Source organism: Vibrio sp. 2134-1, assembly GCF_033339495.1.
The window spans coordinates 74,060-97,924 of record NZ_JAWOUS010000007.1 but is presented as its reverse complement, the minus strand read 5'-3'; the positions used below and the strand labels follow the sequence as shown (position 1 = coordinate 97,924).

Below are 23,865 nucleotides of genomic sequence, written 5' to 3'. Positions count from 1 at the left end.
TCTGGTGAAAAAAATCACATCACAGCGATGCTTTTCACTTTTTCTTCTAAGATTTATTCGCCATACTTAACGTTCAATTGCACCATTATTGTGCATCGCACAATCTTAAAGCAAAACAAGGACGTAATGTGGATACCAGTCTTCCTAGTGCCATTCTCAACAATATGGTGACAGCAACGCTGATTCTTGATGATGGATTGGCCATCCGTTATGCCAATCCGGCTGCCGAATTGCTGTTTTCTCAAAGCGCCAAACGAATTATTGAACAATCACTTTCTCAATTGATTCAGCATGCGTCGCTGGATCTCGCGCTGCTCACTCAACCGTTGCAAAGTGGCCAAAGCATCACCGACAGTGACGTCACTTTCGTTGTTGATGGCCGCCCTTTAATGCTAGAGGTGACGGTTAGCCCTATCACTTGGCAAAAGCAGTTGATGCTTCTGGTCGAGATGCGCAAAATTGATCAGCAGCGCCGACTCTCTCAAGAACTGAACCAACACGCCCAACAACAAGCAGCGAAGCTGTTAGTCCGAGGGCTTGCACATGAGATTAAAAATCCGCTTGGCGGCTTACGCGGTGCGGCGCAATTGCTAGAAAAAATGCTGCCAGAGCCCTCTCTCACCGAATATACACACATCATCATTGAGCAAGCAGACCGTTTAAGGGCGCTCGTGGATCGATTACTAGGACCGCAAAAGCCAGGTAAGAAGACACAAGAGAATCTGCACCAAATTCTTGAAAAGGTTCGCCAACTGGTTGAATTAGAGTCACAACGCTCAATCATCATTGAACGAGATTATGACCCAAGCTTGCCAGAGATTTTGATGGATACAGACCAAATCGAACAGGCAATGCTTAATATCGTCAGCAACGCCGCACAAATTCTTAGCCATCAAGAACACGGGAAAATAACCATTCGCACCAGAACGGTGCATCAAGCCAATATTCACGGCAAACGCTGTAAACTCGCTGCTCGTGTCGAAATCACAGACAACGGCCCAGGTATTCAACCGGAACTACAAGACACGCTGTTCTATCCCATGGTCAGTGGCCGCGAGGGAGGAACTGGATTAGGGCTATCTATTTCGCAAAATTTGATCGACCAGCACAATGGAAAAATAGACGTAGAAAGCTGGCCTGGTCACACAACATTTACTATTTATCTGCCGATCTGATTGCGCTAATGGACTTCAAGTCGCGTCAGTTTTTCGGTTTGCTGCAAGGATTACTACATGAGTAAAGGATATGTTTGGGTCGTTGATGACGACAGTTCAATTCGCTGGGTAATGGAGAAAACGCTCTCCTCTGCCAACATCAAATGTGAAACCTATGCCGATGGAGAAAGCGTGTTAATGGCGCTCGAACGCGAAGTGCCGGATGTTCTAGTATCAGACATTCGCATGCCAGGTATTGATGGGTTGGAGCTACTAAAACAAGTACAGCGCGATTACCCAGACCTTCCCGTGATTATCATGACCGCACACTCAGATTTAGATGCGGCAGTGAATGCGTACCAAAAAGGTGCTTTTGAATATTTACCAAAACCTTTTGATATTGATGAAACTTTAACTCTGGTTGAACGAGCCATTGCACACAGCCACGAACACAAACGCGAGCAGCTCTCTCCAGAAGACATTCCAGCAGAAACGCCTGAAATTATCGGTGAAGCACCAGCGATGCAAGAGGTGTTTCGCGCCATTGGTCGTCTTTCTCGCTCCTCTATTTCAGTCTTGATTAACGGTGAATCGGGCACGGGTAAAGAACTCGTTGCTCATGCACTGCACCGTCACAGTCCACGTGCTAACAAACCTTTCATTGCGCTCAATATGGCGGCGATTCCCAAAGACTTGATTGAATCGGAACTGTTTGGCCACGAAAAAGGCGCGTTTACGGGGGCAAACAATGTTCGTCAAGGACGATTCGAACAAGCCAATGGCGGCACTCTATTTTTAGACGAAATCGGCGACATGCCATTGGACATTCAAACTCGTTTACTACGCGTTCTAGCTGACGGGCAGTTTTATCGAGTGGGCGGTCACTCTCCGATCAGTGTCGATGTACGAATTGTCGCGGCAACACACCAGAACTTAGAAAAGCTGGTGCACGAAGGTGACTTCCGTGAGGACCTATTTCATCGCTTAAACGTGATTCGCGTTCAGATCCCGGCACTGCGTGAGCGTAAGCAAGACATTGAAAAGCTTACACAGCATTTTCTTATCCGTGCGGCTGATGAGCTTGGTGTGGAAACAAAAACTCTCCACCCGTCGACCGTGGAGATTCTTAACCGCCTTGATTGGCCTGGCAACGTTCGTCAATTAGAGAATATTTGCCGTTGGTTAACCGTTATGGCCAGTGGTAGCGAAGTGTTACCAAATGACTTGCCAAGCGAACTACTCGAAGAGAAAAAATCCATTTCAGACTCTGCACATGGTAGTTGGCAAGAACAATTGGCGGATTGGGCACGGCATTCACTCGCAGCAGGAGATAAAGAACTACTTTCTTACGCTTTACCAGAATTTGAACGCATTTTATTAGAAGCAGCCTTAGAGCACACTAAAGGTCATAAGCAAGATGCCGCTAAAGTATTAGGCTGGGGGCGAAATACACTCACCAGAAAATTAAAAGAATTGTACTGACAATCACTTACGTGGTGCGTTAACAACGAGCGTCGTTTGTCACTCGATATTAATAAAAACATCAGTACAATTGTGGCGCACCACCATCTATGTGATTAGGCGATGTCTACTGCTACGACTCAAATTACACTGCGTACTGCTGTTCTGATTCCATTTGTCATGATCTTCTTACTGGCGATCGGTGTCATTGTCTACGTCCAAAAACAAAGTTACGAAGAAGTGGTCACGGATATCAGTGACAAGCAACTTTCCGTGTTAACCGAAAGCGTCCACGACCACCTCAATAGCTATCTACGTAAGCCTTTTACTGCGGTTATGGCTCTCGCGCACAACGTCAGCTATCACAACCTTTATCGCCCTCACGATACCTCAGACATTCAAAACTACCTGCTGAGTGCATTCAAAAATCTTTACCAATCGATACCGCAGTTGGATGTAATCGCATTTGGTTCAGAAAACGGCGACTTTGCAGGCTTTCGCCGCGAGCTTTCCGACGATTACACCTTAATGGTGCAAGATCGCCACACCGATGGTGATCTGGTTATTTATGGAACCAACCATGTGAGTAACAACATTCGAACGGTTATCTCCCAATACGATCCTCGCACTCGCCCATGGTATAAGCCCGTTGCAGATAGCCAAGACGCCACTTGGTCTGAAATTTATACCAACGCTGATGAACGCCAGGATATTACGCTATCAGCCATGACGCCGGTGTACAAACACGACCAATTTGCTGGTGTTTTGGTGACAGACATTCGTATCAATACATTCAACGAGTTCCTGCGCGAGTTAAAATACAACACTAAAGCGTCGGTCTACATCATGGACCCAGATCATCGTTTAATCGCTCACTCAGGCCCGGGAAGCGTCATCTCATGGGGCACAAAATTTTCGGATAAAGGGCAGCGTTTGCTTGCCGCTGAAAACGCAGACCCGATCATCAAAATCAGTGCGAGCCGCGTCCGGTCTTTCGATCTCAACAACACCAAGCAACCTTATACTTTTTCATTTGAACATGATGGCCAACGTATTTTCAGTCGGCTAACCCCGTATCGAGACCAAGATGGCTTAACATGGTTTATTGGCACCTCCATTTCGGAGTCCGAGCTTCTCGGCCTGTTACCGAAAAGCCAGCAAGAGAGTTGGCTCGTTGGCATTATTGTAAGCCTATTTGGGATCGCCATCAGTTGGATCATTTTCAACCGAGTTACTAGACCAATTAACGCGACGGCCGCCGCCGCTCAGCACCTGGCAAATGGGGATTGGGATAGCGGCATGCCAAAGCCTGGTTATGTGTATGAGACAACCGTACTGGTTCATGCTTTTAATGAAATGGCGAACAATCTAAGAGCTTCATTCAAAGCATTGCGTGAACAGTTGGTTTATGACTCTCTAACACGCTTATATAGCCGTCAGGGTTTGGTCGAAATCTGTGAAAATCAGTCTGATCTTTGTCACGGCAGTTTATTTTTACTTGGTATCAACAAATTTAGAGATATCAACGACAGTGTGGGTCATCACAACGGCGACCAGCTGTTGGTCAGCATCGCTGAAAGGTTAAAACAGCAGTTTCGTGACAACGCATTATTGGCTCGGATTGGTGGTGACGAATTCGCGGTGTTTCTCTCAAATGTCGACACGGAAACCAAAATTAAACAAACCGAGCGTCGATTACAGCAACTCTTTTCCACCCCATTTATGGTGGAAGGCGAAAATGTAGTGATGAAGATTTCACTTGGTATTGTACAAACCCAGCCAAACGAAACCATGCCTTTATGGTTACGCAACGCCAGCATCGCATTAAGTTACGCTAAACAAGACTCACTGACTGGTGTTTGTCACTACAGCCCAGAACTAGCGAGCGCTTCAAAGTTTCGTACACAAATGCTGACCAAGATCCAAACTGGCATTGAAAACCGAGAGTTTATTCCTCATTACCAACCGATTGTGGATCTCGTCAGTGGCACAGTGTGTGGCGCCGAAGCACTTGCGCGTTGGCATAGCGACTCAGGTATGGTGTCACCATTAGATTTTATCCCAATCGCGGAAGAAAGCGGCATGATCAAAGCCATCGGCCAACAGATTCTGTTACAAGCTTGTCGCGACACTTACCAAGCGATCGAAAGCAAACAGTGGCCGTCGGACTTCCAACTGCATGTGAATATCTCCGTTAATCAACTATCCTGCCCAAGTTTTGTTGATACGGTGACAAGCGTATTGGATATCACGAAATTACCAGCAAGTAACCTCACACTAGAGATCACAGAATCACGTATCATTGATAGCGCACCGACCACACTAGAAAATATGACTAAACTGCGTGAAATGGGTATTGGTATCGCGATAGATGACTTTGGCACCGGCTACTCATCACTGGGTTACCTCCACTCTCTGCCGTTTACCTGCTTGAAGATTGATCGCACCTTCATCAATCAACTCACACAAGAAAACTTAAACAGTTCAGTCGTCGCTGCCGTCATCAATATCACAGCAGGTCTCAAAACTAATGTCGTCGCGGAAGGTGTCGAGGATAGCAATCAAGCACAATTACTGCGCTCTTTAGGCTGTAATCAGGTGCAAGGCTTCTACTACAGCCGCCCTATGCCACTAGAAGAATGGCCAACACATTTGGTGAACATGAAGTAGAAAAGAGCGAGAATCGTTGATTTCCTAGTCATCCTCTACTGACAATCTACCCAACTGTTATTTATACTTAACTGCAAATCTTACCCATGTATTGTCACAGATGATGTTTGGGCCCTGTTCCAGTTCATAACTATCCGGATCGACAAAATGATAACGAAGAACCTTCCTCTTACTGATTTGCACCGTCACCTCGACGGTAACATTCGTACTAAAACGATTCTTGAGCTAGGCCAAAAGTTTGGCATTGCCCTACCAGCGTACGATATTGAGTCTCTCACTCCTCACGTTCAAATTGTCGAAGCGGAACCCTCTCTTGTTGCTTTCCTTTCTAAGCTCGACTGGGGTGTTGCTGTACTGGGCGATCTAGATGCGTGTCGTCGTGTCGCGTACGAAAACGTAGAAGACGCGCTAAACGCACAAATCGATTACGCAGAGCTGCGTTTCTCTCCTTACTACATGGCGATGAAACACAAACTACCAGTAGCGGGGGTTGTTGAAGCCGTCGTGGACGGTGTGCAAGCGGGTATGCGCGATTTTGGCGTGAAAGCCAACCTGATCGGTATCATGAGTCGTACATTTGGTACTGACGCATGTCAACAAGAACTGGACGGCATTCTGAGCCAGAAAGATCACATCGTTGCCGTCGACCTTGCGGGTGACGAGCTAGGCCAACCGGGTGATCGCTTTGTGTCTCACTTCAAGCAAGTACGCGATGCTGGCCTTGGGGTAACGATCCATGCTGGTGAAGCAGCAGGTGCAGAGAGCATGTGGCAAGCAATTAATGAGCTGGGCGCAACTCGTATCGGTCACGGTGTAAAAGCGATTCACGATCCAAAACTGATGGATTACCTAGCAGAAAACCGCATTGGTATTGAATCTTGCCTGACGTCAAACTACCAAACAAGTACGGTAGAAACGCTAGAAAACCACCCTCTCAAGCAGTTCCTAGAGCATGGCGTTCTTGCGTGTCTGAACACTGACGATCCAGCGGTTGAAGGCATCGAACTGCCATACGAATACGAAGTAGCGGCACCAGCCGCTGGCCTGAGCCAAGACCAGATTCGCCAAGCGCAAATCAATGGCCTTGAGATTGCGTTCCTTTCAGAAGCAGAAAAATCGGAACTGAGAGAAAAAGTAAAAGATCGCGCTTAAATCCAGCGAAAACATAAAAAAATGCCAGCATCTGCTGGCATTTTTTATATCTTGAATCTGTATCTCTGATTAAATCACACGAGAGAACTGTTGCTGACGTGCCTTTGCTCGTAGGTATTTATCGAAGCTCATACAAATATTACGGATCAACAAACGACCTCGCAGCGTCACACGAATTTCATTATCATCCACTTCCACCAGCTCATCGTTAATAAAGGTCTGAAGTAGCTGCAAATCTTCTTTAAAGTACTGTTCAAACCTCACTTTAAACTCAGACTCAATGGCTTTCTTGTCTAATTTGAAGTTACAAATCAGCTGCTTAATCACTTCGCGACGGAGCAAATCATCAGAGTCCAGCGAGACCCCTTTCCATAGAGCGTGACGAAGTTCGTTGACTTGAGCGTAGTATTTCTTCAGCTCTTTCTGGTTTTGCGCGTACGCATCGCCGATCATCGAGATTGCAGAAACACCAAAGCCAACCAAGTCACATTCACCTTGTGTGGTGTAGCCTTGGAAATTGCGATGCAAAATACCTTCGCGCTGGGCAACAGCAAGTTCATCGTCCGGCAAAGCAAAGTGGTCCATACCGATAAATTGGTAGCCAGCACCGGTCAGTGTCGCGATGGTGTCTTGCAGAATCGCCATCTTCTCTTCTGCCTTTGGCAGGTCTTCGTCTTTAATCTTACGCTGCGCTGCAAATAGCTGTGGCATGTGCGCGTAGTTAAACACGGATAGACGGCCCGGCTGCATCTCTAGCACTTGTTCTAGAGTCTTGGCAAAAGATTCTTTGGTCTGCTTCGGTAAACCGTAAATCAAATCTAGGTTCGTCGAACGAAAGCCTAACTCTTTTGCGCGCGCAACCATCGCAACGATGAACTCTTCATCTTGCTCACGATTCACCAGTTTTTGCACTTCTTTGTTGAAGTCCTGAACACCGATGCTCAAGCGATTGAAGCCTTCACTACGCAGATGATCCAGCATGATCAGCTCGATTTCACGCGGGTCAACCTCGATACTGATTTCAGCATCGCTACTAAAAGTAAACTCTTGGCGTAGCAGGCTCATTACACGCGTGATTTGCTTTTCAGAGAGAAACGTCGGTGTACCACCACCAAAATGCAATTGCGTCACGGTGCGACCAACAAGTAATGCAGCACGTTGACGAATTTCGTGTTCAAGCACGTCGAGGTATTCATCCGCTTTGTGCGAGTGGCGCGTAATGACTTTATTACATCCACAGTAGTAACAAAGCTTGTGACAGAACGGAATGTGTACGTACAGCGATAATGGGCGTTCTGGGTATTGAGTGCATGCCATATCATAATCAGAAATGGTGAACGCTTCATGAAACTCCAGCGCCGTTGGGTACGACGTATAACGAGGCCCGGAATAGTTGTACTTATCCAATACCGCTTGATCCCAGACTATTTGCTGTTTCAATTCAGTGTGTTGATTCGACATGGTGGTACTTTCCGTTAAATGCTAGGGCAACGAAAGCCGTCACCCGATATTCAGAGCCGCTATTTTGCCATACGACGATGACAAGCGTGGCAACACCGACTGGCTTTTTAAGTATAAAACTAAAGAAGTGCTAGCGTGATCACGATACCCCCATTAGCCATAAGGAGACTATTGGGGGTCGCGCTTAAATCATCTGAATATTGATTTGATTATTCAGTGGCTGGACGTTTTTCTGCAACACTTTGAGCTCCTCAATAATCGCATCAGTGAGGCGGCTTTCCGCTTTATGACGCGTCAAGTTCTGTTGCATACGCTCTTTCTTGGCAAGTTGTTGGCGTTCTTCGCCACGCGCCATATCTTTCACGATGTGGTAAAGCTCAGAAATCGCAGGGTACGTTTTATCGAAATCAACGCGGTCTTCACCTTGTACATAATCCATGATGTTATACACACGGATACTGATTTCAGATAAATCGCACTGGCCTTGAATGCCCGCCTGACACAAGGTATGCACATTCTCAAAAATGTTGGCGTTACGTTTGTCTATCGCCAATTTTTGATGCTTCAGCTGCAATTCCTTTTGCTTTTTCAATTGAAGCAGAAGGTAACCTGCATAAGAAGCGAGTGCGATGATAATCACAACACCAGCAATAGCTAATAAGGTTACATTCATAGCTTAATTATCCTTTATAGTCGTCGAAATTAATGTCGTCGAAATCTGCCAGCAAGTCATCATCGTTGCGCGTGCTTTTCTCAGCAGGTGCAGTGAAGTCTTCCTCTTCTTCAGGTTCCAACAAGCCTAGTTGGTCCATTAGCTTCTCAATGCGATCGAGTTTCTCATCGACGAATTTCTGTAGACCTGTGCCCAGGTTTTCACCCGCTTCAATACGGTCTAGCAACACGTTCAATTGCGCGTCATTTTCTAGCATCTCTAGTTCTTGCTCTGCCGACAAACGACGCTCTTGCTTCGTCATTTTCTTCGCAGGTTCAACAATCAGAGGTATTTTCTTTTTGCTGCCTAAGCGCGGGTCGCGATTTTGTGCAGCAGCTTGCTTTTTCTGCTCGTTAACTTCTGAGTTACGGTTACCCGTTTTCAGACCTTTACGCTTTTTAGCACGCTTGCGTAAGCGGCCTTCCACATCAGATTCTGTACGGTTACGAGTTACAACAAACTCAGGTGCACCAGCGGCACCCGGTTTTCTAGATTTTTTACTACGGCTCATTACTGGGGTTTCCTCAGTAAAATTACATCATTACCAATAAATTCGAGTTCGAGCTTATCCCGCTCTGCTAGGAACTGGAACGTGTCACGACTAAAGAACACTACGTGAGTGAGATCGTTCTTATAATGCCATGATTTGAAAGCCTCCACGTCGATGACCATTTTCGTCATCAGGCCTATCCAGCCCCCTGGCTTAACTAAATTCAACCATTGCTTCCACACCAAATCTGGGTGGTAGAGGTGCTCTATCACCTCTGTTGCTGTCATGAAGTCGTACGTTTTTTCTAAAACCGACGTATCAGAGTGGTAATAGAGATCGTACAACGCCATGTTGTGCCCAGCCTCTTCCAGCATCAAGGAGAGCGTTGGGCCAGGACCACAACCAAAGTCGATACCATTTGATTGTGGAGAAATTCGCTCTGTGATCGGGTCAGCAATACGCGACAAAAAGCGTCGGTAACCCAAATCATCGGGGTTGTTCTCATGCAAATCATAGTGAGCTTTTTCGCTTTCCGCATCCAAACGTTGGTCTGGATTTACGAATACCAAGCTGCACTGCTCACATTGAAGATATTCACGACGCTTATCTTCAAAATAATGGTGAGTGCGCTGATTTTGGCATAAAGGACAGGTATGCATGCTGACTTCCTCAAACAGGGATGCGAAACATACCAGAAAGTGAACTCGGATTGGAGTGTTGTTGAGTATTTTTTCAGCAATTTTTGTTAAAAAACTTTGTTTACAACCTATAAAGCTAAATAAGTGCAGTAATCTCAATTCAAGTTACGACTGAGCAAGTCAACGGATATAAAAAAAGCGACAGTCAGACTGTCGCTTTCTAAGTGCCATCAATTGGCGAAACTGTGTTGCACACATTTGGTGCACCAATGATCCCTTTGTTTTTAGAGCTTTCCCTGCCAAAAAGAGTTGTTTTTCATCTTCCTGATGAGTTTTGGCTATCCGTTTACTTCCTGTCTACTGAGCAACTTCCTGTGCCTGATCCGTTTCACTGTCTTAACCGTCAGACGAGATGACCATCCTTATCTGATAGGCTCCCTACCTATCTAAATCCCTTTCTAAATCACCAAGCATCCGAGCTACATCCTTGGAGACCTAAACCGTGGTCTTAAATCCTTACATTCACTCCCTGTGAACGACTTGTACTTTACGCCATCCCGTTATGCTCACAAGTAATGGGTTGAAAAAATAATCCGCCTATTTTTCTAAAAAATCAAAATTATCATTTAATCAAAAACTTAAAAACACTAACAAGAAAAAGCCAACATCAAGTATGGCAAATGTCTCACAAACTGCCGAGCCAACTATCGCTTTCGCATCCAAACTCGACTGTGATATCTGTCACGAACAAAAATGCCCTAGTGGATTCACTAGGGCATTTTTGTACAAGTTGCTCGAACGATGTAGGGACATCTACCCAACCAGCTCAAGATGCAGGATCTTGAGCGATTTAGGTATATTAGTGCAGACCGCCAACGTATTTAGACAGCACTTCGATATCTTCGTCTGTCATTTTCTTCGCGATGTCGCGCATCATGGCATTCATATCATTACCACGGTCGCCATCACGGAATTTTTCTAGCTGAGCTTTGATGTAGTCAGCATGCTGACCAGAAATTTTCGGGAAACCTGAAAGCTCAGTACCATTGCCACGAGGACCATGACATGCAATACATGCGGTTAGGCCACGCTCGGCATCACCAGCGGTATAAAGCGTTTTGCCTTTTGCTACTACATCTTCAGGTGTTGAGTTTTCTGAAACTGGTAGCGAAGCGTAGTAAGCAGATAGGTCTGCGATATCTTCATCGCTCAGTGGCATTGCCATACCACTCATTACAGGATCGTAACGACCTTGTTTACCACCACTTGTCATGCCTAGCTTAAGTTCTTTTAACTGCTTCTCAAGATACTTAGCGTGTTGGCCTGCGAGTTTCGGGTACGTTGTTATTGCACTGTTGCCATCTGCTCCGTGACAGGCGACACAGGTTTGTGATTTTGCTTTACCAGCCTCAATATTACCTTGGGCCCATACTGAGCAACTGGCTAAAAGACTCAAAATTAGCGCTAATTTCTTCATGACATTCCATTATAATTATCAAGCTTCCAGTACCACGGAATGTGAACATACCGCGTACACTCATGGTACAATAGGCGACCTTATGCCGAGCACGGTTATTTTACACATTTTCACAAAAAAGTAATCAATCGACTACACAAAGTCGAGATGGAGTTAACAGTGAGCGTAAAAATTCATTACCAAAATACGCATTTCATCACCAGCGCACCCGATATTCGTCACCTGCCGGAAGACGAAGGTGTCGAAATTGCGTTTGCAGGACGCTCAAACGCTGGTAAATCGAGTGCACTTAACCGTCTAACTAATCAAAAAAGCTTAGCCAAGACATCAAAGACACCTGGTCGTACGCAATTAATCAACCTTTTCAAAGTAGAAGAAGGTTGTCACATTGTCGATCTACCTGGATACGGTTTTGCTCAAGTACCGGTAGAAATGAAAAACAAATGGCAGAAATCTTTGGGTGAATACCTACAGAAACGCGAGTGCCTAAAAGGCTTAGTGGTTCTAATGGACATTCGTCATCCAATGAAAGATCTCGACCAACAAATGATTTTCTGGGCCATCGATAGCCACATTCCTGTGCAAGTTTTGCTAACCAAAGCAGATAAACTAAAAAGTGGTGCACGCAAACAAACTCTACTGAAAGTTCGTAAGCAAGTAGAAACTTTCGGTGGTGACGTTTCTGTTGATGTGTTCTCCTCACTTAAAGGATTAGGTGTCGATCAGCTACGTGCAAAACTGGATACCTGGTTTGCACCAGCACTAGCGCACCTGATAGAAGAAGACGAACAAGAGACACCAGCGAGCGATGAAGAATAATTAACAATATTTGTTAAATTTCTTCGACACGGCCCTGCCATTTGGTGGGGCTTTTGTTTATCTGAACTAAATAACAGGCAATAAAAATCCCCACCTTCCTGGCAGGGATAACGGGAGAGAAAAATTGGTAATTATTGTTATGTGACGAAGCATTGCTGAACTGAGATTCGATTTCAATAGGTTAAAAAGCGCTCTTGTTTCCTGTTTATCACCAAACATTCACTCCAAAAACACCCAATAGCATTACAATTCAGACAGTTAAGCCAAGCAAAGCTTCAAAAAGATGTAACTTAGTTTCCTTCAAGAAAAAATAATAGTGTGACTGGCGTAAATTTACAGGATGAATAACGCAATAAATTTGAAGGAAAAATCGAGATTTTGCAGTGACTTAGAAAGGTCAAAAAAGAAGGTTTTTGAAGGCTTACTTTAAGCTACTGATCCAAAAGAATAATTTTCTTTCGCCCAATAAAAAACGCCCCAGTCAAAAACTGACTGGGGCGGCTGAATCAGCCTAATCCAATAACGTGAAACAAAAGGTCTGAAAGATAGAACATCTTACCTCTGTACCCTACGAGTATTAATGTACAACAATTGGTCAGAATTGCAAAGAATTTTTGTAGTTTTTTTTCATGAAACTTTTATTAAGCAACATCAAAGTTAACTTTGCGCTAGCTTTTTTAATCTCAAAAAAAAGCCAGCGTTTGTGCGCTGGCTCATAATTAATTGGTTATTTTGGTCTAAAAATGACTAATGAGCTTGATCCCAGTTATCACCATGACCTGCTTCTGCAACCAACGGTACTTTTAGCTCTGCTGCAGATTCCATCAATTTCTGTACTTTACTTTCAATTTCGGACAATGATGACTCTTCAACTTCAAAGACCAATTCATCGTGTACTTGCATTAATAACTTCACACGACCATTGCCTTCTTCCTGAATCCACTGATCAACCAACAGCATCGCTTTCTTAATGATGTCCGCAGCCGTACCTTGCATTGGTGCGTTGATTGCCGCACGTTCAGCAGCTTTACGACGCATCCCGTTGCGCGATTTGATTTCTGGTAAATGCAAACGTCGACCAAAAATCGTTTCAACATACCCTTTATCTGCTGCCGTGCTGCGTGTGTCTTCCATGTACTGCATCACGCCTGGGTAACGTTCAAAGTATGTATCCATGTACGCTTGAGCCTCACCACGAGGAATGCCTAATTGCTTCGCCAAACCAAACGCACTCATGCCGTAAATAAGACCGAAATTAACCGCTTTCGCACGACGACGTTGCTCACTTGAAACGTCTTCAATAGAAACACCCATGATTTCTGCTGCGGTTGCCGCGTGGATATCTTTGCCATCACGGAATGCATCCAACAACGCTTGGTCGCCAGAAAGGTGCGCCATGATGCGTAGTTCGATTTGCGAGTAGTCGACCGCTAAGATTTTATGCCCTGATGGCGCGACAAACGCTTGACGAATACGACGGCCAGCTTCGTTACGAATTGGAATGTTCTGTAAGTTCGGATCAGTAGAAGATAGACGACCCGTTGCAGTCACTGCTTGGTGGTAAGAAGTATGCACACGTCCCGTCGATGGGTTGATCATCTTCGGCAGTTTGTCGGTGTAAGTTGATTTTAGCTTCGCCAAACCACGGTATTCCAAAATCAGTTTTGGTAGCGGGTAGTCTAGCGCGAGTTCTTGCAGAACTTCTTCATTCGTCGATGGTGTGCCTGATGGCGTTTTCTTCACAACCGGTAAACCCATTTTTTCAAATAGGATGGCTTGTAATTGCTTTGGAGAGTTCATATTAAACTCTTGCTCAGCAATTTCGTACGCTTTCTTTTCAAGCTCATCAAGGCGAGCGGTAATCTCGACCGACTGCGCACTTAGCTTCATTTCATCAATAAAGACCCCAGTGCGTTCAATGCGCGAAAGAACTGGCACTAACGGCATTTCAATCTCTTCGTAAACTGTCTTCAGGCTTTCATCCTGCTCGATATTAGCAAACAAGCGATTGTGCAGACGAAGGGTCACATCCGCATCTTCTGCCGCGTATGGCGATGCTTGTTCCAGTTCGATTTGGTTAAACATAAGCTGATTTTTGCCTTTACCTGCAATTTGCTCAAAAGAAATGCAGCTGTGCTGTAGGAAGCGAAGCGCCAAGCTGTCCATATCGTGTTTACCGCCGACACTGTTGTAGATATACGATTCCAACATCGTGTCGTGCTTGATACCTTTTAGCTCAATGTCGTAACGAGCGAGTACAGACGCATCATACTTTAAGTTTTGACCGACTTTTGCTTTCGCTGCATCTTCAAGAATTGGCTTCAGCTGTTCTAGTACCCAATCACGATCAAGCTGTTCAGGCGCATCTAAATAGTCATGTGCAACTGGCACATAAGCCGCAATACCTTCATCGACAGCGAATGACAAACCAACTAGATTCGCTAGCATGTAATCTAGGTTATCGGTCTCCGTATCAAATGCAAACAGCTCAGCCGTTTGAAGTTTATCTAGCCAAGCATTGAAGGTTTCTTTATCCAGAATTGTTTCATATTGGCTGCGATCGATTGTTACCGCAGAAGTTTCCATCTCGGCTTGAGAAGAAGAAGCTTGTGAAGATCCTGCAAGCTCTACGGCCTCCACAGATCCAGAACCGCCTTCAAGTAGTTCATTCAACCAAGATTTAAACGTCAGTTGGCCATACAGCTTCACTAATTCGTCTTTATTTGGTTCCGCTTTCAGCAATGATTCTGGCGTTTCCTCAAGCTCAACATCCAATTTGATGGTCGCGAGCTCATACGAAAGCATGGCATTTTCTTTGTTGTCGATGAGCTTTTTCGCCATGGTTTTAGAACCACGGAAACCAAGCCCTGCAATATCATCGAGGTTTTCATACAACTTCGTCAGACCACCAATACCTTGCAGTAGTGCGGTCGCTGTTTTATCACCGACACCCGGTACACCAGGAATGTTATCTACTTTATCGCCCATCAGTGCTAAGTAGTCGATGATCAACTCAGGTGGAATGCCAAACTTTTCAACCACACCTTCACGATCCATTACGACGTTCGTCATGGTGTTGATCAAGGTAATGTTATCATCCACTAGCTGCGCCATGTCTTTATCACCAGTACTGATCAATACAGGCATGCCCTTTTGTGATGCTTGGTATGCTAACGTACCGATGACGTCATCCGCCTCGACGCCAGGAACACAGATCAGCGGCAAACCCATTGCACGAATAACATTGTGTAATGGTTCAATTTGACAACGCAGGTCATCCGGCATTGGCGGACGATTCGCTTTGTATTCTGCATACATATCATCACGAAAGGTTTTTCCCTTTGCATCGAAAACCACCGCGATGCGCTCAGACGCAAACTGACGCATCATGCTGCGTAACATGTTCACGACGCCGTAAACGGCATTAGTTGGAATTTCACCATTGCTCATGGTGCCCGGGTAGGCGTGAAAAGCGCGATATAGGTAAGAAGAGCCGTCGATAAGGATCAACGGATTTTCAGGAATACTTGCCATAATTGTCTGTATCCAATTCAGTACTTGAGAGATCTGCCTAGGATGCCATGACTGCTGATCCGAATCTATCTTGTTCGCTCGATCTAGGTCGCGTAAATTTTTCCGACTTTATTCACGAAAACACCAACCCCTGTGGATAACTCTGTTTATAGAAATTATCCACTGGTTATCCAATAACAAAAAACACAAGAAAACATCGACTCAAACCATTGATTTATAATAACAAATTCGCACAACGGCGAGAAGATCAACGATCCTAAAATGATCATCGCATGTGGAAAAGATATTAATAGTGACGTCAAATAGAAATCGTAGAAAAGAAAAAAGCGACCCGAATGGGGTCGCCTAGCAGAAGTGGTAAAGCAAATTCTGTAAATAGAGCAGCTTAACCAAGAAGCTATAAATTACACTGGAAGCAATGTGAGCAATGTCGTGTCAAAAAGAATTCGTGCAAGTTCTCGGAAAAATGTTTCATCACTTCTCAACTTTCAGTTAATTAACTTCTGTTAATAAGTCACTCAACGTCCTTGTGAACTTTCCTCATTCCCTAAGACAGGTTTAATAATAATGATTCTCATTTCGTAGTCAACAGTTAAATGAGAAAAAATCTCATTTATTTTCACATTGCTTTAATGAAATGCACTCGAGATTCTCGAAGATTTACTTTTTCTTCAAACTTTTCAATTATATAGCCATTTCTTAATAACAAGCGAAGCATAGCCGGAAACTGGTTTCGAGATTTCACTTTTAATGTGTTGTAGCCTTGTTCTGCCACCCAATCCTCTTGAGCTTCCAAAAGCAGTTGTGCCACGCCTTCATTTCGAGCTTCAGGGACAACACCACCTAACCAGCTATAGAAAACACCATCCTCTAATTCGTAACCTATTTTGAAGCCGACAATCGTGCCATTTTTTTCTGCAACGAGGATTAAACTGTTTTTCTCTTCTAAACGTTGAGTCATGGAGTCTACCGTTTCTCCTTTCGAAAACTCGGTAACACGCGCCACAACTTGAAGTGCTTCTTCCAATGTGCCTTCACGAATCAGCATTGTCATTGTTCTCTTCTCCAAAATAAAAATACCCAAGCACCTTGGATTGTTACTGTTGTAATCCGCCTGAGGTTACTTGGGTATATACAGACGAACAACTCTTGTTGGTCTGGTATTTCTCACTGAGCGATAATTACTCTTCTGTCGCTTCCGGAGTACGATTTAGGTGTTGAGCAGTTTGTGCATTCTCTTCTGCCAACCACTCAGCAACGTCTTTCGCAAAGTACGTTAAGATGCCATCTGCACCTGCACGTTTGAAGCACAATAGTGATTCCATCACAATTTCACGCTCTTTGAGCCAGCCATTCATGATCGCCGCTTTATGCATCGCGTACTCGCCAGAGACTTGATAAGCAAATGTCGGTACTTGAAGTTCAGTTTTTACTCGGCGAACTACATCTAAGTATGGCATACCAGGTTTAACCATCACCATGTCCGCACCTTCATTGATGTCTAGCGCCACTTCGTGAATCGCTTCATCAATGTTTGCTGGGTCCATTTGGTAGTTTTTCTTGTTGCCGCCTTTTAGATTTGAAGAAGAGCCAACCGCATCACGGAATGGTCCGTAGTAGTTCGATGCGTACTTAGCCGAGTAAGCCATGATTTGAGTATGAATGTAGCCCGCGCTTTCTAATGCTTCGCGGATCTTACCAATTCGGCCATCCATCATGTCTGAAGGCGCGACTACGTCAGCTCCCGCTTCTGCATGAGACAAAGCCTGCTTAACCAATACTTCTGTGGTTTCATCATTCATTACGTAGCCATCTTCATCGATGATGCCGTCTTGGCCATGTGTCGTGAATGGGTCAAGTGCCACGTCTGTGATTACACCAATTTGAGGAATGTGTTCTTTAAGCGCTCGTACTGCTCGCTGAACCAAACCTTCTGGGTTGTAGGCTTCAGTAGCACATAAGCTTTTAGCGTCTTGGTTTACGACAGGGAAAAGCGCGATTGCTGGAACGCCTAGATTTGCAAGGTATTGTGCTTCTTCTAGCATTAAATCAATCGACAAACGCTCTACACCCGGCATGGACTCCACGCTCTCACGACGATCTTTACCCATAAGAATGAACATTGGGTAAATCAGATCATTAACAGAAAGTTGGTTCTCAGCCATCAAACGACGACTAAAATCGTGCTTACGTAAACGACGCATACGGCGTGCAGGGAATGGACCTTGAATTGATACAGACACCATTTTCTCCTTGTCTGGACGGTTATGATGATCAAATCATCTGGTGAACAAAATCATATCACTCTTGATGCATGTTGCGAGTGACAATCTGGAAAAAGGTAATGAAAAAAACTGAAAATGACCCAGCACTCACACTCAAGTATACTTCGAATACGAAACCAACCATGAAGCACAGAGAGTAACGATGATCGATACCCACGCGCACATCTATGCTAGCGAATTTGATAACGACCGCGATGAAGTAGTACAACGCGCCTTAACGCAAGGCATTAATAAAATCCTGTTGCCAAACATCGATCTGGACTCGATTGAGCCCATGCTACAAACCGAAGCGGCGTATCCAGACGTGTGCCACTCAATGATGGGACTCCATCCTTGCTATGTGGATAACAACGTTGAGCAAACATTGGAAGTCATCCGCGGCTGGTTTGAGAAACACAAGTTTATTGCGGTGGGCGAAATTGGTATCGACCTGTATTGGGACAAAACCTATCGCGCTGAGCAAGAAATGGCGTTCGTAGCTCAACTTAACTGGGCAAAAGAGATGGATTTACCGGTCGTTATCCACACTCGTGATTCGATTGAAGAAACACTCACTTTGCTGCGACAAGAGCAAGATGGTCGTCTGCGTGGTGTATTCCACTGTTTTGGAGGCAGCTTAGAAGAAGCGCAAGCAATCAATGAGCTAGGCTTCCACTTAGGCTTAGGTGGCGTATCAACCTTTAAGAATGGCGGGATGGATAAAGTCATTCCACATTTGGATATGCAGTGGGTCATTTTAGAAACCGACTGTCCATATTTAGCGCCGGTGCCACACCGTGGTAAACGTAATGAACCAGCCTACACTTCTCTCGTTGCACAACGTGTTGCCGACTTGCGTGATGTCGACATCGCAACCATCGATGCCATAACGACTGAGAATGCCAAAACGCTGTTTAATATTTAATTCACGAGAATTGAAAAAAGCGACGAAATCAACGTCGCTTTTTTATCACCTAAACTATTGAATGAACGATTCAACCCGTTGAAATAGTAGAACAATCCATACAAAATTATTGATAAACATAATAATTAACTAGCAACTCTACTTACTTCTCATATCGTCACTTTACTTCGTCCGCTTTGCAAAACTGTCGACAACTCGACACATTATTTTTCTATACTGATTTACGCCCATTAATTAGCACAAATGTAAAACAGCATGAATATGGAAGTTGAAGTGTGTACACATGGTGCTTACTTACAACGCGTACCGCGCAGTTTTTTTCAAAAGCTGCTGGGCATCAAGGAAGTATACGTATGCACAAAATGTGGTTACGTCATGAAAGTTAAGTAATTAGCCCAAGAAAAAACCAACCGCAAAAAAAAAAGCGGCTCAATTGAGCCGCTTTTCACATCTAGATTAGCCTTATTCTTCGGTTTCCGCTTCTACTTCTTCGCTTCGACGAGTATAAAAACGCGCGAAGAACAAACCGACTTCAAACAGTAAACACATCGGAATAGCGAGTAAGGTTTGCGAGATCATGTCTGGTGGCGTTAACACCATACCTACGACAAACGCAGCCACTATAATATAAGGACGTTTCTGTCTTAAATCTTCTGGTGTAGTGGCCCCAGTCCAACACAACAAAATAATCGCAACAGGCACCTCAAATGCGATACCAAACGCCATAAATAGCGCCAGCACAAAGTCGAGATAGCTAGAAATGTCGGTCGCAAACTCTACACCACCCAATGAGATAGCAGTAAAGAAGCCAAACACTAGTGGAAACACCACAAAATACGCAAATGCCACACCGCAATAAAACAGCAGTGAGCTGGAAAACAGCAACGGCATAATCAATCGACGTTCATGCTTGTACAAACCTGGCGCTACAAATGCCCACACTTGATACAAGATAAACGGTACCGCAATAAATACCGAAGCAATTAACGTCAGCTTAAGTGGCGTAAAAAAAGGTGACGCTACATCCGTAGCAATCATGGTCGCGCCTTCAGGTAGACGTTCTACTAAAGGTGCGGAAACAAACTCGTAAATGTGGTTAGAGAAATAAATTAGTCCGACAAACACGACCAACACTGCGAGGATTGAGCGCAGTAGTCGGTTGCGAAGCTCCAACAAATGACTAATTAAAGGTTGTGTCTGCTCGACGGTAGACATGGCAAACCTCTTATTAAAAACCAGATCAAAAAGGAGCTACCAATCACTAGTAGCTCCTCCTAATGAGACTATTCGGCTTTCTTATCTGCCGCTGTAACCTTGCTCTCTTGCGCTTTCTCTACCTTTTCTGCTGCTGGCTCTGTTTTTACAGGCTCAGCCTCTGAATCGGTGTTCTTTGCGTAAGGACGATTTACAGATTGCGCTGCCTTCTTCAACTCTTCAACTGAAGATTTCAACTCAGGGGACAAATCATCCATCCCCATTTGTTCTGCTTTGCGCAAGTTTTCTTGCAGCTCTTGGACTTTCAGCTCGTGTGACAATTCGTCTTTGACGCTATTTGCCATACTCTTAGCGGCACCGATAAAGCGAGACACGCTGCGAATAGCATGAGGCAAACGCTCCGGCCCAAGAACGACCAGACCAACAACAGATATTAATACCAGTTCCCAAAAACCGATATCAAACACGTTTTACGCCTGCTCTTTGTCTTTTTTCGTTTCAGGAGCAGCTTCTTTTTTCTGCTGCTCTTCTAGACTTTTTGGTTCGAAGTCTGCGTCTTTGTCATTTTTTGCAGGTTCATCTTCGCTCATCGCTTTTTTGAAGCCCTTAACGGCACCACCCAGATCGCCACCGATACCGCGTAGTTTCTTTGTTCCGAATAGCAATACAACAATTACAGCAATGATTAGAAGTTGCCAAACACTGATACCACCCATTCTCTTTACCTCGGGTCTTTAAACAAACAAAAATATTTCAAGAGTTTAACGTCTATTGACGATAAGCTCGCCAACTAAGCAGCCAAAATGTGACACCTGCGATACCGCAGGCCAACGAAAGCTGCTCAAAAGCATCGTTCACCAATATTGCCGAGCATACGACTAAAGTCGCGCCAACGCCAAACAAAAACTTTCCTGTCGCCTGCTGGCGCTTGCTCTGGCGATACCCTTGATAAAGCTGATCCATACGTTGATTCATCGCTTTACCTTGTTTCAGGCTATCGTAAAGTAGCTCTGGAAGTTCAGGTAATTTCTCTGCCCAAAATGGTGCGCGGTCTTTAATCGCATTCACTAGAGCTTGTGGCCCAACTTGATTCATCATCCATTCCTCCAGGAATGGTTTTGCGGTCTCCCACAAATCAAGTTGAGGATATAGCTGCCTACCAAGCCCTTCCACGTACAACAGCGTTTTTTGCAACAGTACAAGCTGTGGCTGAACCTCCATATTGAATCGACGTGCCGTATTGAACAAATTCAACAACACATGACCAAAGGAGATTTCGCACAATGGCTTAGCAAAAATAGGCTCACACACAATGCGAATCGCGAACTCAAACTCATCGACATTGGTATCCGCAGGCACCCACCCTGAATCCACATGTAACTCAGCCACTCGGCGGTAGTCACGATTGAAAAACGCCAGGAAGTTTTCCGCCAGATAACGCTTGTCTTCGCTATTAAGTGTACCAACGATTCCGCAATCTAGCCCTATCCACATTGGGTTTTCTGGATGTTCGGGTTTGACGAACACATTACCCGGATGCATATCGGCATGGAAAAAGCTGTCTCGGAACACCTGAGTGAAGAACACACTCACACCGCGTTCCGCGAGCAATTTCATATTGGTGCCATTTGCTTTCAAGCCTTCAATATCAGAGACTTGAATGCCATATATTCGCTCAGAAACCATGACAGTTTCATTACTGAAGTCGGGAAAAACTTCAGGAACATACAATTCTTCGCTGCCCTCAAAGTTGCGGCGCAACTGAATGGCATTCGCCGCCTCACGTCGCAAGTCGAGTTCATCAAGCAGGGTTTTCTCGTACTCACGCACGACTTCAACTGGTTTTAAACGACGTGCTTCAGGCATCGCTCCGGCGACTATACGCGCCATTCGGTGCATCAGTTTTAGATCTGAATCAATGACTGGGCGAATATCTGGGCGGATAACCTTTAATACCACTTCTTGGTTAGTGTCTTTTATGCGCGCAGTATGTACCTGAGCAATCGACGCAGACGCCAGTGGTTTGATATCAAACTCGGTAAACCATTTTTCTAACGGACCACCTAATGCTTGCTCCATCTGCTTTTTTGCCAACTCGCCATCAAAAGGCGCGACTTGGTCTTGAAGTAAAGCTAGGGGATCAGCGATATGCGGAGGAAATAAGTCACGGCGCGTCGACATCATCTGACCGAACTTAATCCAAACCGGCCCCAGCTCTTGCAGTGCTAAACGCAGACGTTCACCGAGTGGTTTTTCTGGGTGCTTGTTCTTAATCCAAAACAAGCTTTTGCGCAGTAAAAGCGGCGCTTTGGTCAGTTGGTGATCGGGAAGCAGCTCATCTAAGCCGTATTCCAGTTGTACTTTGGCGATGTGGTATAAGCGCTTTAGTTCTGCTGGCGTCATGGTTTCTCCAATGCAGGCTTATCTGCATCCAGCTTATTCAGCAAAGCCGTTAAACGAGCTTCAATGCGAGAAGCCTGGCTGCGAACCTCATCAACTTGGTCGCAGAAATAGGCCACTTCTAACGGAGCGGGAGCCAGTTTCCATTCTTCAGTCACTACTTGCGCAAGATGACGCTGGTGTTTTTCTGCTTGAGACGCAAGAAAGTTGCCGATGTTTTTTGAACCTTGTACAAAGGTATGTGCGGCGACATCGCCAGTTACGCGAGACAACCACTCTTCAACATCTGGCTTGCAATCCACCATCAACTGAGAGAATTTCTGCGCCAATTGAATATCGCCTTCAAGCTCAAGTTTATCTTGTTTAATAAGGCGAGTGATGTTGGCCTGGTCACGCAGCTCTGGCAACACGCTCAAGTTGAGCGATAAGTAGCAGTTTGGCTGTCCTTCGTAATGACCGAGCACATCAATTTGCTGACTAAAAACGAACGTCAGTGTTTTATTGATCTCTTTCAGGTGAACTTGAATAACTTGACCTTTTAGACGTGCTAAACGACGGCCCAATTCAGGGTCGTCTTTGATCAGAGTATTCAGTGACGTTTCAATCACAGCGGTGATAAGTGGTTCAAATGGCATGCCGTTAACCCTTAGAATTTATAACCGCGATGCAAAGCCACAATACCACCAGTTAAGTTGTAGTATTTGGTGTTTTCAAAACCTGCGTCTTGCATCATGCCTTCCAGCGTTTCTTGGTCTGGATGCATACGGATTGACTCCGCTAGGTAGCGGTAACTCTCTGAGTCATTCGCAACTAGCTCACCGATTCTCGGCAACAAGTGGAATGAATATGCGTCGTATACTTTCGATAACGGCTCTAGCACTGGTTTTGAAAATTCCAACACCAATAGACGGCCGCCAGGCTTCAGTACGCGGAACATTGAACGAAGCGCTTTGTCTTTGTCAGTCACATTACGCAAACAAAAACTGATGGTGATGACATCAAAATAATCATCTGGGAACGGCAGTTCTTCTGCGTTGGCTTGAACGTAATGCACGTTACCCACAATACCGTTGTCACGCAGTTTATCGCGACCAACGTTAAGCATTGAGTTATTGATATCGGCAAGGATGACATGGCCTTCATCGCCAACAATGCGCGAGAATTTCGCCGTCAAATCCCCCGTACCACCACCTAGGTCAAGAATACGTTGGCCAGGGCGAGCGCCACTACAATCGATAGTGAAGCGCTTCCAAAGGCGGTGAATACCACCTGACATCAGGTCATTCATGATGTCGTATTTTGTTGCCACGGAGTGGAATACTTCGGCAACCTTAGTCACTTTTTCGTCTTTTGCCACTGTAGAGAAACCAAAGTGAGTGGTTTCATTCTCTAACGCTGTATTGGATTGCAAACTTGTGTCCGTCATTCTAATTCCTCTTAGGCAGCGCTTTCCTCTACGGGGCGTTTGTTGACAAATAAAATCGCCCACTGCA

General features: G+C 45.0%; 20 protein-coding genes. 6 read left to right on the top strand and 14 right to left on the bottom strand.

Going from position 1 to position 23,865, the window contains the following annotated elements:
• The first annotated feature begins 128 nt into the window (after window positions 1-128).
• From glnL to add, 4 genes are all read left to right on the top strand, one after another.
• Window positions 129-1,175: a nitrogen regulation protein NR(II) gene (glnL, locus tag R7R78_RS10460; protein ID WP_213960914.1), complete on the top strand. Its 1,047-nt coding sequence runs from the start codon at window positions 129-131 to the stop codon at window positions 1,173-1,175.
• A 57-nt stretch (window positions 1,176-1,232) separates the two neighbouring features.
• Entirely contained in the window at window positions 1,233-2,636 is a 1,404-nt protein-coding gene (gene glnG / locus R7R78_RS10455) for a nitrogen regulation protein NR(I) (RefSeq protein ID WP_005382967.1), read from the top strand.
• Window positions 2,637-2,738: 102 nt separating this feature from the next.
• Window positions 2,739-5,285 (top strand): EAL domain-containing protein, encoded by a 2,547-nt coding sequence (locus R7R78_RS10450; RefSeq protein ID WP_145473365.1) that lies wholly within the window; start codon window positions 2,739-2,741, stop codon window positions 5,283-5,285.
• A gap of 147 nt (window positions 5,286-5,432) precedes the next feature.
• Window positions 5,433-6,437: an adenosine deaminase gene (gene add / locus R7R78_RS10445; protein WP_225473510.1), complete on the top strand. Its 1,005-nt coding sequence runs from the start codon at window positions 5,433-5,435 to the stop codon at window positions 6,435-6,437.
• Between the two features lie 69 nt (window positions 6,438-6,506).
• Here the strand turns inward: add and hemN are convergent, their stop codons facing one another.
• From hemN to R7R78_RS10420, 5 genes are all read right to left on the bottom strand, one after another.
• Window positions 6,507-7,898 carry an oxygen-independent coproporphyrinogen III oxidase gene (gene hemN, locus R7R78_RS10440; protein WP_225473507.1) on the bottom strand — a complete coding sequence of 464 codons (1,392 nt, stop codon included), beginning with the start codon at window positions 7,896-7,898 and terminating at the stop codon, window positions 6,507-6,509.
• 184 nt (window positions 7,899-8,082) lie between these two features.
• Window positions 8,083-8,571: a DUF2489 domain-containing protein gene (locus tag R7R78_RS10435; RefSeq protein WP_005379254.1), complete on the bottom strand. Its 489-nt coding sequence runs from the start codon at window positions 8,569-8,571 to the stop codon at window positions 8,083-8,085.
• Window positions 8,572-8,578: 7 nt separating this feature from the next.
• Window positions 8,579-9,121 (bottom strand): Der GTPase-activating protein YihI, encoded by a 543-nt coding sequence (gene yihI / locus R7R78_RS10430; protein ID WP_005379252.1) that lies wholly within the window; start codon window positions 9,119-9,121, stop codon window positions 8,579-8,581.
• Window positions 9,121-9,759, bottom strand: a complete 639-nt coding sequence (locus tag R7R78_RS10425) for a class I SAM-dependent methyltransferase (RefSeq protein WP_225473505.1) — start codon at window positions 9,757-9,759, stop codon at window positions 9,121-9,123. The genes yihI and R7R78_RS10425 overlap by 1 nt, the downstream gene beginning before the upstream one ends.
• An 838-nt stretch (window positions 9,760-10,597) precedes the next feature.
• A complete protein-coding gene (locus R7R78_RS10420) occupies window positions 10,598-11,215 on the bottom strand; it encodes a c-type cytochrome (RefSeq protein ID WP_005379248.1) in 618 nt (205 codons plus the stop codon).
• A gap of 159 nt (window positions 11,216-11,374) precedes the next feature.
• Here R7R78_RS10420 and yihA point away from each other — a divergent pair, with 159 nt between their 5' ends.
• Window positions 11,375-12,034, top strand: a complete 660-nt coding sequence (gene yihA / locus R7R78_RS10415; protein ID WP_064353516.1) for a ribosome biogenesis GTP-binding protein YihA/YsxC — start codon at window positions 11,375-11,377, stop codon at window positions 12,032-12,034.
• Between the two features lie 747 nt (window positions 12,035-12,781).
• Here the strand turns inward: yihA and polA are convergent.
• The 3 genes from polA to hemB form a co-directional block, all read right to left on the bottom strand.
• On the bottom strand, window positions 12,782-15,568 hold the full coding sequence (gene polA / locus R7R78_RS10410) for a DNA polymerase I (protein WP_213964346.1): 2,787 nt from the start codon (window positions 15,566-15,568) through the stop codon (window positions 12,782-12,784).
• A gap of 619 nt (window positions 15,569-16,187) precedes the next feature.
• A complete protein-coding gene (locus R7R78_RS10405; RefSeq protein ID WP_005379245.1) occupies window positions 16,188-16,622 on the bottom strand; it encodes a GNAT family N-acetyltransferase in 435 nt (144 codons plus the stop codon).
• 127 nt (window positions 16,623-16,749) lie between these two features.
• Entirely contained in the window at window positions 16,750-17,811 is a 1,062-nt protein-coding gene (hemB, locus tag R7R78_RS10400; RefSeq protein ID WP_225473548.1) for a porphobilinogen synthase, read from the bottom strand.
• A gap of 184 nt (window positions 17,812-17,995) precedes the next feature.
• On the opposite strand from hemB, the gene R7R78_RS10395 reads away from it, so the two are divergent.
• Window positions 17,996-18,757: a TatD family hydrolase gene (locus tag R7R78_RS10395; RefSeq protein ID WP_154204922.1), complete on the top strand. Its 762-nt coding sequence runs from the start codon at window positions 17,996-17,998 to the stop codon at window positions 18,755-18,757.
• Between the two features lie 462 nt (window positions 18,758-19,219).
• Here R7R78_RS10395 and tatC read toward each other — a convergent pair whose 3' ends face one another.
• From tatC to ubiE, 6 genes are all read right to left on the bottom strand, one after another.
• Window positions 19,220-19,972, bottom strand: a complete 753-nt coding sequence (tatC, locus tag R7R78_RS10390) for a twin-arginine translocase subunit TatC (RefSeq protein ID WP_005379234.1) — start codon at window positions 19,970-19,972, stop codon at window positions 19,220-19,222.
• A 68-nt stretch (window positions 19,973-20,040) separates the two neighbouring features.
• Entirely contained in the window at window positions 20,041-20,439 is a 399-nt protein-coding gene (gene tatB / locus R7R78_RS10385; protein WP_033905892.1) for a Sec-independent protein translocase protein TatB, read from the bottom strand.
• Window positions 20,440-20,442: 3 nt separating this feature from the next.
• Window positions 20,443-20,688 (bottom strand): Sec-independent protein translocase subunit TatA, encoded by a 246-nt coding sequence (tatA, locus tag R7R78_RS10380; RefSeq protein WP_005382958.1) that lies wholly within the window; start codon window positions 20,686-20,688, stop codon window positions 20,443-20,445.
• 52 nt (window positions 20,689-20,740) lie between these two features.
• Window positions 20,741-22,375 (bottom strand): ubiquinone biosynthesis regulatory protein kinase UbiB, encoded by a 1,635-nt coding sequence (gene ubiB / locus R7R78_RS10375; protein ID WP_005379226.1) that lies wholly within the window; start codon window positions 22,373-22,375, stop codon window positions 20,741-20,743.
• Window positions 22,372-23,007: an SCP2 domain-containing protein gene (locus tag R7R78_RS10370; protein WP_054702493.1), complete on the bottom strand. Its 636-nt coding sequence runs from the start codon at window positions 23,005-23,007 to the stop codon at window positions 22,372-22,374. The genes ubiB and R7R78_RS10370 overlap by 4 nt, the downstream gene beginning before the upstream one ends.
• An 11-nt stretch (window positions 23,008-23,018) precedes the next feature.
• The gene (gene ubiE, locus R7R78_RS10365) at window positions 23,019-23,798 is read right to left on the bottom strand and encodes a bifunctional demethylmenaquinone methyltransferase/2-methoxy-6-polyprenyl-1,4-benzoquinol methylase UbiE (protein WP_005379210.1); all 780 of its coding nucleotides are present in this window, start codon (window positions 23,796-23,798) and stop codon (window positions 23,019-23,021) included.
• Window positions 23,799-23,865: the final 67 nt, after the last annotated feature.